Consider the following 14,834-nt stretch of genomic DNA (forward strand, 5'->3'; position numbering starts at 1 on the left):
GGGCTCGCACACCGCAGGGGGACAACCGGAATGCGTCGGGATTCGTTTCTGGGGATCGCCGTGGTCCTGGCCGTGGTCGCCACGGTGGCCACGGGGATCACCTGGAAGGTGTGCTGCGACGGGCCGCCGCACCCGGCACCGCACCCGCCCGCGTCCCCGCCGCCGTCGCCGACCCAGCCGCTGGAACTGACCGGGCTGATCGGGTCGGAGAAGGACGCCTTCTTCAACGACCCCGACGTGCAGGCCGAGTTGGGCAGGCTCGGGCTGAAGGTGACGGTGACCGACTCCGGCTCCTTCGAGATGGCCGCCATGGCGAAGCAGGGCCACTACGACTTCGCCTTCCCGGCCAGCATGGAGGCGGCCGACGCGATCCGGGGCGGCGACAACGGCGGGAGCAAGTCGGTCTTCTACTCGCCGCTGGTGGTGGTCACCACCCCGGCGGTGAAGCAGTTCCTCGTCGACAACGGCCTCGTGCAGAAGCAGCAGGACGGCACCTGGGCCTTCCTGTTGAGCAAGTTCCTCGAACAGGTCGACACCGGGCATGCCTGGGAGGACCTGAGGACCGGCACCCGCCCGCCCGCGCTGACGGGTGACATCTACCTGATCAGCACCGACCCGACCCGCTCCTCCTCGGGCGCCTTCTACCTGGCGATGACCTCCTACCTGGCCAACGGAGGGAAGGTGGTGGCGGACGCCTCCGGCGTGCGCCAGGCCACCCCGACGGTCCAGAAGCTCTTCCGCGAGCAGGGCCAGCAGGCCAACACCAGCCGCAACCTCTACCAGGACTTCCAGGCCGGCAAGGGCCGCCCGCTGATCTGGACCTACGAGTCGGAGCCGGCCGCCCAGGTGATGCACGGCGCCTTCGACACGACGAAGACAGCCGTGCTCTACCCGGACGTCGACATCGAGACCGACCACACCCTGGTGGCGCTCACCTCCGGCGCCCAGAAGCTCGCGGACGCCCTGGTGAACGACGACAAGCTGATCGACCTGGAGGTCAAGTTCGGCTTCCGGCCGTATGCACCGGCCAACCAGGGCAGGTTCGCCGGGCAGTTGGCGCAGCTGAAGGCCCCGATCGACTTCGCGCCCTACTGGGCGCCGAACGCCGTCACCCAGCAGCCGCCCACCCCGCAGTTGAGCGTCCTGGAGTGCCTGGCGAACACGGCGATCTCCACCTCCGACGCGCCGGTCGCGGGGTGCCCGCAGTGAGCGCCCCGCTGACCCGCCGCACCGCACTCACCGCCCTGGCCGGCGCCCTGCTGGCCGGCGCGGCCGGCTGCACCAGCGGTTCGGCGAAGCCGCCCGCGCCCAGCAGCCCCTCGCCCTCCTCCCCGCCGGCCGGCACCCCCGTCCCCAGCGGCTCGCCCGCCACCCTGCGAGTGCTGGGCAGCAGTGAGCTCTCCGACCTCCAGCCGGTCCTGGACGACGCCGCCAAGGCGACCGGGGTGACCGTCAAGCTGGACTACACCGCCACCCAGAGCGGTGCCGGCCAGGTCAGCCAGGGCCAGGCCGAGCAGAACTACGACGCGCTCTGGTTCTCCTCCAACCGCTACCTGCGGCTGGACCGTTCGGCGGCCGACAAGCTGCTCTCCGAGACCCCGACCATGGTCTCCCCGGTCTGCTTCGGGGTGCGCACCTCGGCGCTGACCGCACTCGGCTGGGACCCGCAGGCGGTCAGCTGGGCGCAGATCGGCGACGCGGTCGCCCGGGGCAGGCTGAGCTACGGGATGACCGACCCCTCGAAGTCCAACTCCGGCCTCTCCGCCCTGATCGGGGTGGCCACCGCCTTCTCGCACGCCCGCTCGGCGCTGACCGCGCAGGACATCGTCCAGGCCTCGGCCGCGCTGCACACCTTCTTCGGCGGGCAGAAGCTGATCGCCGACTCCTCCGGCTGGCTGGCCCAGGCCTACCAGCACGCCGCCTCCACCGGCACGGGGGTGGACGCGCTGATCAACTACGAGTCGGTGCTGCTGGAGTACAACCGCACGCTGCCCAACGACGCCCAGCTGACCGTGGTCCGGCCGACCGACGGCGTGGTCTCCGCCGACTACCCGCTGACCCTGCTGAGTTCTGCGGCCGCCCCGGCCCGGGACGCCTTCCGCCGGCTGACCGGCTATCTGCTGCGCCCCGAGGTGCAGAAGAAGATCACGGACACCACCGAGCGCCGCCCGATCACCGCCGGGGTCTCCCCCGGCCCCGGGCTGGCCGACCTCCAGCTCCCCGAACTCCCGTTCCCCGGCGACAGGTCGGTGGTCGACGGCCTGGTGAACGCCTATCAGAACCAGCTGCGCCGCCCGTCCCGCACGGTCTACGCGCTGGACACCTCCGGCTCGATGAGGGGCGACCGGCTGGCGGCCCTGCAGTCCGCCCTCGGCCGGCTCACCGGCGCCGACGGCCGGCCCTCGCCGGACGGCTTCCGCGAGCGCGAGGAGGTCACCCTGATCTCCTTCGCCACCGCGGTGAAGTGGTCGCGCACCCACCGGCTCCCGGACGCGAACCCGCAGGCCGAGCTGGCCGCGATCGACGCGGACGTGAAGAGCCTGGCGGCGGACGGCGACACCGCGATCTACAGCGCCCTGGAGGCCGCCTACCAGCAGCTCGCCCAGCAGCAGGCGGCCGCCCAGGACGACCGCTTCACCTCGATCGTGCTGATGACCGACGGCGAGAACAACGAGGGCGCCACCGCCGACCAGTTCACCGCCTTCCACCACGCCCTGCCCGCCGCCCAGCAGTCCGTCCCGGTCTTCCCGATCCGGTTCGGCGAGGCCGCCGTCAACCAGCTCCAGGCCATCGCCGACCTGACCGGCGGCAAGCTCTTCGACGGCATGTCGGGCTCGCTGGACGACGTCTTCGAGGAGATCCGTGGATACCAGTGAGACCCCCCTGCGGCGGCTGGTCCGCTGGTTCAACAGCCGCGCCGGCTACCTGGCGGCGGGCGGGGCCGTGCTGGGCTTCGCGGCGGCCATGGGGGCCGGCCTGGGCGCCTGGGAGGTGCTGGCGGCGGCCGGCGCCCTGTACGCGGCGGGCGCGGTGCTCGGCGAGATGGTGCTGCCCCCGGGCGGACCGGTGGTCGGGAAGGGGTCGAATCCCCCGGCCCTGCCGGCGGACCACCGGCTGGCCGCGGTGAGCGCCGAGGTCGACGGGTGGCGGCAGCAGCTGGGCGCCTGCGACTGGTCCACCCAGGCGCTGGAGGCGGCCGAGCAGCTGCTCACCGCGGCCGCGGCGGCCCTGGCCGGTCCCGCCGCGGCCGACCGGGCCGACACGGTGGCGAACAGCCTCGGCACCACCCTGGACTGGTACGAGCGGGCGCTGAGCTGGTGGCGCCTGGAGGGCCAGGGCACCGGCCCGACGGTCGAGTTCCTGCGCCGGGTGGCCAAGGAGCTGGAGCGGCTGTCCTAGCGGTCAGTGCGCGGAGTGGTGCTCGGCGCCGCGGTGGCGGTGGCCCTTGAGCTCGGCGTGCGCCGGCCGGTCGCCGGTGTGCGCGCGCTCCTCGCCGGAGCGGCCGGCCCGGCCGAACGGGCCGGTGCCGGCCAGTGCCGCGTAGCCGCCGGTGCCCTTGGCGGCGGCCGGCGGCTGGGTGTGCAGGAACGGACCGACCGGCCGGGGCCGGTCGTCCGGGGCGGACATCATGCCGCGCCGCTCCAGCAGGTCCTGGGTGCCGCGGCGGAGCCGGTGGGTGGCGTTCGGTCGCTTGATCATCTCGGGGCCTCCGATCAGCATCTTCTGTGATGGTATGCCCCGAAATGAGACCCCTCAGAACGGGCCGTGCCCTAGAACGGGAAGCGGCTGCGCCCGTGCTGGATCGAGATCCACTTCTGCGTGGTGAACGCCTCCACCGTGGACTCGCCGTTGAGCCGCCCCACGCCGGAGTTCTTCTCCCCGCCGAACGGCACGATCGGCTCGTCCGCGATGGTCCCGTCGTTGACGTGCACCATGCCCGACTCGATCCGCTGCGCCACCCGCACCCCGCGCTCCACCGAGCCGCTGTGCACCGCGCCGGAGAGGCCGAACGGGGTGTTGTTGGCGAGCTCCACCGCCTCGTCCTCGCCGTCGAACGGCAGCAGGATCGCCACCGGGCCGAACAGCTCGCGCTGCAGCACCGGCGCGTCGGGGGCGATGCCGGTGAGCACCACCGGGTCCACCATGGTGCCGACCGTGGCCCCGCGCAGCAGCACGGTCGCGCCGTCGGCCACCGCCCGGTCCACCTCGGCGGTGATCGCGTCGGCCTGGGTGGAGTTGATCAGCGGGCCGATCTGGGTACTCGGGTCCTTGGGGTCGCCGACCTTGAGCGAGGCCACCTTGGCGGTGAACTTGGCGCTGAACTCCTCGAACAGGCTGCGGTCCACCAGCACCCGGTTGGCGGCCATGCAGACCTGCCCCTGGTGCGCGAACCGGCTGAACACGGCCGCGTCCACCGCGTAGTCCACGTCGGCGTCGTCCAGCACGATCAGCGCGCTGTTGCCGCCCAGCTCCAGCACCGAGCGCTTGAAGTGCGAGGCGGCCACGGTCGCCACGTGCCGGCCGACCCGGTCCGAGCCGGTGAAGGCGATCGCCTTGGGCACCGGGTGCTCCAGCAGCGCGTCGCCGATCTCGGCGATGTCGGTGACCACCACGTTGAGCAGGCCGGCCGGCAGCCCGGCGTCCTCGAAGAGCTTGGCGATCAGGGTGCCGCCGGTGATCGGGGCGTCCTGGTGCGGCTTGAGCACCACGCCGTTGCCGAGCGCCAGCGCCGGGGCGACCGCCTTCATGGAGAGGAAGAGCGGGAAGTTGAAGGGGCTGATCACGCCGACCACGCCGACCGGCAGCCGGTAGACCCGGTTCTCCTTGCCGTCCACCGGCGAGGGCAGGATCCGGCCCTCGGCGCGCAGCGAGAGCTGCACGCACTCGCGCAGCATGTCCTTGGTCAGCGAGAGCTCGAAGCCGGCCTTGAGGTAGGTGCCGCCGAGTTCCGCGATGATGGTCTCGGTGATCTCCTGCTCGCGCTCCTCGACCAGCCGCAGGACCCGCTCGAAGACCAGCCGGCGGTCGTAGGCGTTGCGCTTGGCCCACTCCTTCTGCGCCCGCTCGGCGGCGCGGTAGGCCTGGTCCACCTCACCGACGGTGGCCACGGTGATGCTGGCCAGCTTCTCGCCGTCGAAGGGGTTGATGTCGACGATCTCCCAGGAGCCGCTGCCCTGGCGCCACTGTCCGTCGATGTACTGCAGGGCGAGTTCAGTAAAGTGCGACACCAGGCACCCCTCGGCGAGCCGTGCCCGCGAGCTGTCTACGCGAGCTGACAGCCGATCATCCTACTGATACGTCAGGCTTCTTGGCGCATGCTCGTAAGAAGCTCCCGGGTCTGATCGGCCGTCAGTCCCTCCTCGCGCAGCCGGTCCAGGGTGTCCCGGTACTCGGCCACCTCGCGCGGGCGGTCCAGGTAGAGCGCGGTGGTGAACTGCTCCAGGTAGACCACCTCGGCCAGGTCCGGCTCCCGGAAGGAGAGCAGCGAGAAGGTCCCGCTCTCACCGCCCAGGCCCTGGTGGCCCAGCGGCACCACCTGGATCTCGACGCCGGGCCGGTCGGCCAGCTCCAGCAGGTGCCCCAGCTGCCCGCGCATCACCTCGGGCCCGCCGCACGGCCGGCGCAGCGCCCCCTCGTCGATCACCATCACCAGCCGCGGCGCCCGGTCGCCGCCCAGCATCAGCCGCTGCCGGCGCATCCGCACCTCGACCCGCCGCTCGACCTCGCTCTCCGGCGCGGCCTGGGCCCCGAGCCGGATCACCGCCCGGGCGTACTCCTCGGTCTGCAGCAGCCCGGGGACGAACTGCACCTCGTAGGAGGAGATGCTGCCGGCCGCCTCCTCGAACCCCAGGTAGGTCTGGAACCAGGCAGGCACCACATCGGCGTAGTCGTGCCACCAGGGCACCGCGTTGGCGGTGTGCACCATGCCGATCAGCTCGGTGCGCTGCTCCTGGTCGGTCACCCCGTAGAGGGTCAGCAGGTCGGCGACGTCGCGCTCCTTGAAGCTGACCCGGCCCAGCTCCATCCGCCCGATCTTGGACTCGGAGGCGCGGATCTCGTACCCGGCGTCCTCCCGGCTCACCCCGCGCGCCTCCCGCAGCCGGCGCAGCTGGGATCCGAGCAGCAGCCGGCGGACCGTCACTCCGCTACCGCTCTGCCCTGTGCTGTTCATCCGTGCTGTCCTCCCCTGACGCCCGCCACGCGCCGCAGTCTGCCATGAAGGACCGTCACAAGCACGGTGTGGAAGCTGTGAGTTCGCTTTGTGAGAAGTGGGCATGACGACGGCGCCTGCCCCCGGTCTTGGTCGGGGTGGGGGCAGGCGCCGTCCTGGAGCTCCGCTGAGCGACCGACTGCGCTGGCGGGGTCAGCGGTTGGGCCCGCGGGGCGGGCGTGTGCGGGAGGGTAGTGGCCGCGGGGGCCGGGGGTGCGGCCCGGCCGGAGCCGGGCCGCGGGGTGCGTGCGTCAGACCACCAGCGGGCGGTCCGTCGGGCGGATCGGGGCGGGCAGCGGGGTCTTGCCGCCCAGGTGGGCGTCGACCGCGGCGGCCGCGGAGCGGCCCTCGGCGATCGCCCAGACGATCAGCGACTGGCCGCGGCCGGCGTCGCCGCAGACGAAGACGCCGTCCACGTTGGTGGCGAACCTGCCGTCCCGGGCGACGTTGCCGCGGGCGTCCAGCTCGACGCCCAGCTGCTCGACCAGTCCGTTCTTCTGGTCGGTGCCGGTGAAGCCCATCGCCAGGGTGACCAGCTGGGCCGGGATGGCCCGCTCGGTGCCGGGCACCGGCTCGAACCGGCCGTCCTTGAACTCCACCTCGACCAGGTGGAGTTCCTGGACGTTGCCGTCCTCGTCGCCGGTGAAGCGGGTGGTGTTCACGGAGTAGATCCGCTCACCGCCCTCCTCGTGCGCGGAGGTGACCTTGTAGACCATCGGCATGGTCGGCCAGGGCTGGCCGGCCGGGCGGTCGTCGCCGGGGCGCGGCATGATCTCCAGCTGGGTGACCGAGGCGGCGCCCTGGCGCAGCGCGGTGCCCAGGCAGTCGGCGCCGGTGTCGCCGCCGCCGATCACGATGACGTGCTTGTCCTTGGCACTGATCGGGGAGTCGACGTAGTCGCCCTCCTGGACCTTGTTGGCCAGCGGCAGGTACTCCATCGCCTGGTGGATGCCCTTGAGCTCGCGCCCGGGCACCGGCAGGTCGCGGGCGGTGGTGGCGCCGGCGGCGATCACCACGGCGTCGAACCGGCTGCGCAGGTCCTGCCCGGTGATGTCCTCGCCCACCGAGACACCGGTGCGGAACCGGGTGCCCTCCGCGCGCATCTGCTCGATGCGGCGGTTGATGTGGCGCTTCTCCATCTTGAACTCGGGGATGCCGTAGCGCAGCAGGCCGCCGATCCGGTCGGCGCGCTCGTACACCACCACGGTGTGGCCGGCCCGGGTGAGCTGCTGGGCGGCGGCCAGGCCGGCCGGGCCGGAGCCGACCACGGCGACGGTCTTGCCGGACAGCCGCTCCGGGACCTGCGGGCGGACCCCGCCGTTGTCCCAGGCCTTGTCGATGATGGTGACCTCGACGTTCTTGATGGTCACCGCGTCCTGGTTGATCCCCAGCACGCAGGCCGACTCGCACGGCGCGGGGCACAGCCGCCCGGTGAACTCCGGGAAGTTGTTGGTCGCGTGCAGCCGCTCGATGGCGCCGGACCAGTCGTCCCGGAAGGCCAGGTCGTTCCACTCGGGGATCAGGTTCCCGAGCGGACAGCCGTTGTGGCAGAACGGGATGCCGCAGTCCATGCAGCGGCCGGCCTGCTTGGTGATGATCGGCAGGAGGCTCCGCTCGACGTAGACCTCGTTCCAGTCACGGAGCCGAACGTCCACCGGGCGGCGCTCCGCCAGCTGCTTGGGCGTGGTCAGGAAGCCCTTGGGGTCAGCCATGTGCCGCCTCCATCATCTTGCGAGTGGTCTCGGACTCGGAGAGCCCGTCGCGCTCAGCGGCATCCTTGGCGGCGAGCACTGCCTTGTAGTCGGTCGGCATGATCTTGGAGAACCGGGAGACCCCGGTGCCCCAGTCGGCCAGCAGCTCGGCGGCAACCGTCGAGCCGGTCTCCTCGTAGTGCTGCTGCACGGTGTCGCGCAGCCAGTCGCGGTCCTTGGCGTCGGGGGCCTCGATGCCCACCATGCCGCCGTTGACCGAGGCCGGACGCAGGTCCAGCACGTAGGCGATGCCGCCGGACATGCCCGCCGCCAGGTTGCGGCCGGTCTCGCCGAGGATCACCACCCGGCCGCCGGTCATGTACTCCAGGCCGTGGTCGCCCACGCCCTCCACCACCAGGGTGGCACCGGAGTTGCGCACCGCGAACCGCTCGCCGGCCTTGCCGCGCAGGTGGATGCGGCCCGAGGTGGCGCCGTAGCCGATGGTGTTGCCGGCGATCACGTGCGCCTGGGCGTCGGCGCCGATCGCGGCCGCGTCCCGGGCCGGGCGGACCACGATCACGCCGCCGGACAGACCCTTGCCGACGTAGTCGTTGGCGTCGCCCTCCAGCCGCAGGGTGATGCCCTTGGGCACGAAGGCGCCGAAGGACTGGCCGGCCGAGCCGGTCAGGGTGATGTCGATGGTGCCCTCGGGCAGGCCCTCGCCGCGGTACCGCTTGGTCACCTGGTTGCCGAGCATGGTGCCGACGGTGCGGTTGACGTTGCGGACCGGCAGCTGGATGCGGACGGCCTCGCCGCGCTCCAGGGCGTCCTCGGCCAGCTCGATCAGCTGGTTGTCGAGCGCCTTGTCCAGCGCGTGGTCCTGCACAGTGGTGCAGTGCAGGGCGGCGCCGGCCGGCAGCTCGGGCACGTGGAAGAGCGGGGTCAGGTCGAGCCCGGCCGCCTTCCAGTGGTCGATCGCCTCGGTGGCGTCGATGTGCTCGGCGTGGCCCACCGCCTCCTCGATCGAGCGGAAGCCCAGCTCGGCGAGGATCTCGCGGACCTCCTCGGCGATGAACTCGAAGAAGTTGACCACGAACTCCGGCTTGCCGGAGAACCGCTCGCGCAGCACCGGGTTCTGGGTGGCCACGCCGACCGGGCAGGTGTCCAGGTGGCAGACCCGCATCATGATGCAGCCGGAGACCACCAGCGGGGCGGTGGCGAAGCCGAACTCCTCGGCGCCGAGCAGCGCGGCGATCACCACGTCGCGGCCGGTCTTCAGCTGGCCGTCGGTCTGCACCACGATCCGGTCGCGCAGGCCGTTCAGCAGCAGGGTCTGCTGGGTCTCGGCCAGGCCGAGCTCCCAGGGACCGCCCGCGTGCTTCAGCGAGGTGAGCGGGGAGGCTCCGGTGCCGCCGTCGTGGCCGGAGACCAGCACCACGTCCGCGTGCGCCTTGGAGACGCCGGCCGCGACCGTGCCCACGCCGACCTCGGAGACCAGCTTCACGTGGATGCGGGCCAGCGGGTTGGCGTTCTTCAGGTCGTGGATCAGCTGCGCCAGGTCCTCGATCGAGTAGATGTCGTGGTGCGGCGGCGGCGAGATCAGGCCGACACCCGGGGTGGAGTGCCGGGTCCGGGCGACCCACGGGTAGACCTTGTGGCCGGGCAGCTGGCCGCCCTCGCCGGGCTTGGCGCCCTGGGCCATCTTGATCTGGATGTCGTCCGCGTTGACCAGGTACTCGGAGGTGACGCCGAACCGGCCGGAGGCGACCTGCTTGATCGCCGAGCGGCGGGCCGGGTCGTACAGGCGCTCGGGGTCCTCACCGCCCTCGCCGGTGTTGGACTTGCCGCCGAGCCGGTTCATCGCGATGGCCAGCGTCTCGTGCGCCTCCATCGAGATGGAGCCGTAGGACATCGCGCCGGTGGAGAACCGCTTGACGATCTCGGAGACCGGCTCGACCTCGTCGATGGAGATCGGGGTGCGGCCCTTGCCGTCCAGCTTGAACAGGCCGCGCAGCGTCATCAGGCGCTCGGACTGCTCGTTCACCCGGCCGGTGTACTGCTTGAAGATGTCGTAGCGGCGCGCGCGGGTGGAGTGCTGCAGCCGGAAGACGGTGTCCGGGTCGAACAGGTGCGGCTCGCCCTCGCGGCGCCACTGGTACTCGCCGCCGATCTCCAGCGCGCGGTGCGCGGCCGGGATGCCGGAGGCCGGGTAGGCCTTGGCGTGCCGGGCCGCGGTCTCCCGGGCGATCTCCTCCAGGCCGATGCCGCCCAGCTTGCTGGTGGTGCCGGCGAAGTAGGCGTCCACGGTCTCCTGGGAGAGGCCGATGACCTCGAAGACCTGGGCGCCGCGGTAGGAGGCGACGGTGGAGATGCCCATCTTGGACATCACCTTGAGGACGCCCTTGCCGAGCGCCTTGATCAGGTTCCTGATCGCCTTGTCGGCCTCGATGCCGGTGAGGAAGGTGCCCTGGGCGACCAGGTCCTCGACCGACTCCATGGCCAGGTAGGGGTTGACCGCGCTGGCGCCGTAGCCGATCAGCAGCGCGACGTGGTGCACCTCGCGGACGTCGCCGGCCTCGACCAGCAGCGAGACCTTGGTGCGCTGCTTGGTGCGGATCAGGTGGTGGTGCACCGCGGAGGTGAGCAGCAGCGAGGGGATCGGGGCGTTCTCGGCGTCCGAGTGGCGGTCCGAGAGCACGATGATCCGGGCACCGTCGGCGATCGCCGCGTCGGCCTCGGCCGCGATCTCCTTCAGCCGCTCGGCCAGCGCCGTGCCGCCGCCGGAGACCCGGTACAGGCCGGAGAGGGTGACCGCCTTCAGGCCGGGCTGGTCGCCGTCCGCGTTGATGTGGATCAGCTTGGCCAGCTCGTCGTTGTCGATCACCGGGAAGGTGATGCCGACCGAGCGGCAGTGCGCGGCGTCCGCGGCCAGCAGGTTGCCCTCCGGGCCGAGGTTGCTGAGCAGCGAGGTGACGAGCTCCTCGCGGATCGCGTCCAGCGGCGGGTTGGTGACCTGGGCGAACAGCTGCACGAAGTAGTCGAAGAGCAGCCGGGGCTTCTCGGAGAGCGCGGCGATCGGCGAGTCGGTGCCCATCGAGCCCAGCGCCTCGGCGCCGGTCTTGGCCATCGGCGCCAGGATGACCCGCAGCTCCTCCTCGGTGTACCCGAAGGTCTGCTGACGGCGGGTCACCGAGGCGTGGGTGTGGGCGATGTGCTCGCGCTCGGGCAGCTCGGCGAGCTCGATCTGGCCGGCGTCCACCCACTCCTGGTAGGGGTGCTCGGCGGCCAGGCCGGCCTTGATCTCCTCGTCCGGGACGATCCGGTTCTCGTCCAGGCAGACCAGGAACATCTTGCCGGGCTGCAGGCGGCCCTTCTGGACCACCTTCTCCTGCGGCAGGTCGAGCACGCCGACCTCGGAGGAGAGCACCACCAGGCCGTCCTCGGTGACCCAGTAGCGGGCCGGGCGCAGGCCGTTGCGGTCCAGCACGGCGCCGATCCGGGTGCCGTCGGTGAAGGTGACGCAGGCCGGGCCGTCCCAGGGCTCCATCAGGTTGGAGTGGTACTGGTAGAAGGCGCGCCGGGCCGGGTCCATGGTGGCGTGGTTCTCCCAGGCCTCCGGGATCATCATCAGCACCGAGTGCGGCAGCGAGCGGCCGCCCAGGTGGAGCAGCTCCAGCACCTCGTCGAAGGAGGCGGAGTCGGAGTGGTCCGGGGTGCAGACCGGGAAGATCCGGGACAGGTCGCCGGGGATCAGGTCGGTGGCGAGCTGCGACTCCCGCGCCGTCATCCAGTTCCGGTTGCCGCGGACGGTGTTGATCTCACCGTTGTGCGCGACGAAGCGGTACGGGTGGGCCAGCGGCCAGCTCGGGAAGGTGTTGGTGGAGAACCGGGAGTGCACCAGGCCGATCGCGGAGGCGAAGAGCCGGTCCGACAGGTCCGGGAAGAACGGCTCCAGCTGGCCGGTGGTGAGCATGCCCTTGTAGACGACGGTCCGGGCGGAGAGCGAGGGGAAGTACACCCCGGCCTCGCGCTCGGCGCGCTTGCGGACCACGAAGGCGACCCGGTCCAGCTCGATCCCGCTCTTGCCCGCGCCCGCCACGAAGAGCTGGCGGAACCGCGGCATCACCGAGCGGGCGGTGGCACCCAGCAGGTCGGGGGCGGTCGGCACCTCGCGCCAGCCGAGGACGGTCAGCTCCTCCTCGGCGGCGATCGCCTCGATGGCCGCGACGGCGGCGGCGTCGGCGGCGTCCTCGTCCGGCAGGAAGGCGATGCCGACCGCGTAGGAGCCGGCCTCGGGCAGCTCGAACGAGGTGTTGGCCCGCAGGAAGGCGTCCGGGACCTGGGTCAGGATGCCCGCACCGTCACCGGAGTCCGGCTCGGCGCCGGTGGCGCCCCGGTGCTCCAGGTTCCGCAGCACGGTGAGCGCCTGCTCGACGATGGTGTGGTCGGCCTTGCCGGTGAGCGTGGCGACGAAGCCGACGCCACAGGCGTCGTGCTCGTTCCGCGGGTCGTACAGGCCCTGGGCAGCAGGTCGCGCATCCGGAACGAGCGCGTACGGGGAGCGGCTGCTGCCCTGGGGCTCGTTTGCGGAGTGCATGGATGCAGACAGCATCGGCTCTCCCGTCGTCGTCATGAGCAAGTTGGAGGCTCCTCCCGGCCGGTGGCCCGGGGAGCGGTGCAACAGGGACGACGTTGGCCCTCTGCGAGTTCGTGCAGGTTACATGATGCCGCACATCCCGGGTAGTGGGATCTTTCGTCCACATGGCGGACTGCGGTGCAGGTCAGCGGCCGTTACCGATCAGTACGCGCGGGGATGGGGCTGCCCCCATCCTGCCCTGCCGTTCCCGCGCCGAAACAGTGCCGAAACCGGAGGTCGCCACTGACCCGCCATCCGTGCCTGCGATTTCACCCGTACGACACGGCCCGGAGCAGCGGACTTGTGGTCCAAAGCGCTCCGGGCCGTAAAATTGCATTGCTATACGCGGTCTGTAGTGATGTTCCACACATCCGCGGATCGGGCCTCAGCCGACGTGTCCGCCGATCAGCCAGCCCAGCAGATAGGTCACCCCAGCCGCGCCGGCGCCCAGCAGCAGCTGGCGCAGCCCGCTGTACCACCAGCTGCGGGCCGTCACCCGGGCCACCACCGCACCGCAGAGGAAGAGCCCGAGCACCGCCAGCACCAGCGCCGGCAGCAGCGAGGTGGCGCCCAGCAGGTAGGGCAGCAGCGGCAGCAGGGCGCCACTGGCGAAGCAGACGAACGAGGAGACGGCGGCCACCAGCGGGCTCGGCAGGTCGTTGGGGTCCACCCCCAGCTCCTCCCGGACGTGCACCTCCAGCGCCTGATCCGGGTCCCGGGTCAGCTGCCGGGCCACCTCGGCGGCCAGCTCCGGCTCCACCCCGCGGGCCACGTAGAGCTCGGCCAGCTCGGCCAGCTCGCCCTGCGGGTTGCGGCTGAGCTCGATCCGCTCGGCGGCTATCTCGGCCTGCACCAGCTCGCGCTGGGAGGCGACCGAGGTGTACTCCCCCGCCGCCATCGAGCAGGCGCCGGCGGCCAGGCCCGCCAGGCCGGTGAGGATCACCGTGCTGTTGGCGGCCGCGCCGCCGACCACGCCGGTCATCAGCGCGAAGTTGGAGACCAGGCCGTCCATCGCGCCGAAGACCGCGGGCCGCAGCCAGCCGCCGTTGACGTCGCGGTGGTGCCCGGCGGCGGGTACTCGGGGGGCGGCGGGCTCGCTCGCGGGCATGCTGACGACGGCGCTCATGGGGGACCTCCTGCTGCGGTGGGACGGTACGACCGTAGTTCGACGGTCCGACAGATTCCAGCAAGGAAGCCCTGGCTTACCTCGCTGACCTGCGGTTTCGTCCGGGGCCGTCTCACAGGTCAGACAACAGCGGCCCCGGAGCGGGTGCTCCGGGGCCGCTGCGGCCGACTCGGGGTCAGGGGGTGCCGTGGTGCTCGCGGTCCTCGGAGGGCTGCTCCCTGTCGACCGGGGCCGCCTCGGCGGGCTGCTCCACGGCGCCCGGCTCCGTGTGCGCCGCCGGGTCGATCGAGTCCGGCGCCTCCCGGCCCGGCCGGCGCCGGCCGACCACCACGAAGTAGGCCAGCGCACCGGCGAAGACCACCAGCGAGGTCCAGTCGTTCAGCCGCAGTCCGAGGAAGTGGTGCGCCTCGTCCACCCGCAGGTACTCGATCCAGGCCCGGCCCACCGTGTAGGCCATCGCGTAGAGCGCGAACGCCCGGCCGTGCCCCAGCCGCCACTTGCGGTCCGCCCAGATCACCAGCACCGCGACGCCCACGCACCAGAGCGACTCGTAGAGGAAGGTGGGCTGGAAGACCCCGGTGATCCGGGTGCCGTCCGGCTCCACCTTGTCGATCTTCAGGCCCCAGGGCATCGTGGTCGACCGCCCGTAGAGCTCCTGGTTGAACCAGTTGCCCCAGCGCCCGCAGGCCTGGGCCAGCGCGATCCCGGGCGCGATGGCGTCCGCGTAGGCCGGCAGCGGCACGCCCCGGCGGCGGCAGCCGATCCAGGCGCCGACCGCGCCCAGCGCGATCGCGCCCCAGATGCCGAGGCCGCCCTCCCAGATCTTGAAGGCGTTCCACGGGTTCTGCCCCGGGTCGAAGTAGAGCTGGTGGTCGGTGATGACGTGGTACAGCCGGCCGCCGACCAGGCCGAACGGCACCGCCCAGACGGCGATGTCGCCGACCGTGTGCTTGGCACCGCCCCGGGCGACCCACCGCTTGCTGCCGAGCCAGACGGCGACGGCGACACCGATGATGATGCAGAAGGCGTACGCGCGCAGCGGGATCGGTCCGAGGTGGATGACGCCCCGCGACGGGCTCGGGATGTAAGCGAGTTCCATGGCACCACCGACGCTACCGTGTCGTGACCTTGAAGCCCGAACCGCCGGGCATACCGGTTCGGACACGGCCC

The 14,834-nt window shown here is 71.8% G+C and carries 10 protein-coding genes; 3 read left to right on the plus strand and 7 right to left on the minus strand.

Annotated elements, in window-relative coordinates; genetic code table 11:
• Positions 1 to 30 precede the first annotated feature (30 nt).
• Genes ACFYNO_RS02195 through ACFYNO_RS02205 form a run of 3 tightly spaced genes read left to right on the plus strand, consistent with a single transcriptional unit; the run spans position 31 to position 3,399 of the window.
• Complete coding sequence (locus ACFYNO_RS02195) at positions 31 to 1,209, plus strand: hypothetical protein (protein WP_388003743.1); 1,179 nt, start codon at positions 31 to 33, stop codon at positions 1,207 to 1,209.
• A complete protein-coding gene (locus ACFYNO_RS02200; protein WP_388003746.1) occupies positions 1,206 to 2,876 on the plus strand; it encodes a substrate-binding domain-containing protein in 1,671 nt (556 codons plus the stop codon). Before ACFYNO_RS02195 ends, ACFYNO_RS02200 begins: the two co-directional genes overlap by 4 nt.
• Complete coding sequence (locus ACFYNO_RS02205; RefSeq protein ID WP_388003749.1) at positions 2,863 to 3,399, plus strand: hypothetical protein; 537 nt, start codon at positions 2,863 to 2,865, stop codon at positions 3,397 to 3,399. Before ACFYNO_RS02200 ends, ACFYNO_RS02205 begins: the two co-directional genes overlap by 14 nt.
• A 3-nt stretch (positions 3,400 to 3,402) precedes the next feature.
• Here the strand turns inward: ACFYNO_RS02205 and ACFYNO_RS02210 are convergent, their stop codons facing one another.
• The 7 genes from ACFYNO_RS02210 to lgt all read right to left on the minus strand — a co-directional run bounded on the left by ACFYNO_RS02210 (position 3,403) and on the right by lgt (position 14,763).
• On the minus strand, positions 3,403 to 3,720 hold the full coding sequence (locus ACFYNO_RS02210) for a hypothetical protein (RefSeq protein WP_388003752.1): 318 nt from the start codon (positions 3,718 to 3,720) through the stop codon (positions 3,403 to 3,405).
• Positions 3,721 to 3,770: 50 nt separating this feature from the next.
• The gene (locus ACFYNO_RS02215) at positions 3,771 to 5,228 is read right to left on the minus strand and encodes an aldehyde dehydrogenase family protein (RefSeq protein ID WP_388003755.1); all 1,458 of its coding nucleotides are present in this window, start codon (positions 5,226 to 5,228) and stop codon (positions 3,771 to 3,773) included.
• A gap of 71 nt (positions 5,229 to 5,299) precedes the next feature.
• A complete protein-coding gene (locus tag ACFYNO_RS02220; RefSeq protein ID WP_388003758.1) occupies positions 5,300 to 6,172 on the minus strand; it encodes a helix-turn-helix domain-containing protein in 873 nt (290 codons plus the stop codon).
• Positions 6,173 to 6,462: 290 nt separating this feature from the next.
• Positions 6,463 to 7,923 carry a glutamate synthase subunit beta gene (locus ACFYNO_RS02225; protein WP_388003760.1) on the minus strand — a complete coding sequence of 487 codons (1,461 nt, stop codon included), beginning with the start codon at positions 7,921 to 7,923 and terminating at the stop codon, positions 6,463 to 6,465.
• The gene (gltB, locus tag ACFYNO_RS02230) at positions 7,916 to 12,499 is read right to left on the minus strand and encodes a glutamate synthase large subunit (RefSeq protein ID WP_388003763.1); all 4,584 of its coding nucleotides are present in this window, start codon (positions 12,497 to 12,499) and stop codon (positions 7,916 to 7,918) included. The genes ACFYNO_RS02225 and gltB overlap by 8 nt, the downstream gene beginning before the upstream one ends.
• Before the next feature lie 424 nt (positions 12,500 to 12,923).
• Complete coding sequence (locus ACFYNO_RS02235; protein WP_388004314.1) at positions 12,924 to 13,646, minus strand: VIT1/CCC1 transporter family protein; 723 nt, start codon at positions 13,644 to 13,646, stop codon at positions 12,924 to 12,926.
• Positions 13,647 to 13,839: 193 nt separating this feature from the next.
• A complete protein-coding gene (lgt, locus tag ACFYNO_RS02240) occupies positions 13,840 to 14,763 on the minus strand; it encodes a prolipoprotein diacylglyceryl transferase (protein ID WP_388003766.1) in 924 nt (307 codons plus the stop codon).
• Positions 14,764 to 14,834: the final 71 nt, after the last annotated feature.

The organism is Kitasatospora sp. NPDC006697 (genome assembly GCF_042869935.1).
Taxonomy (GTDB): Bacteria; Actinomycetota; Actinomycetes; order Streptomycetales; family Streptomycetaceae; genus Kitasatospora.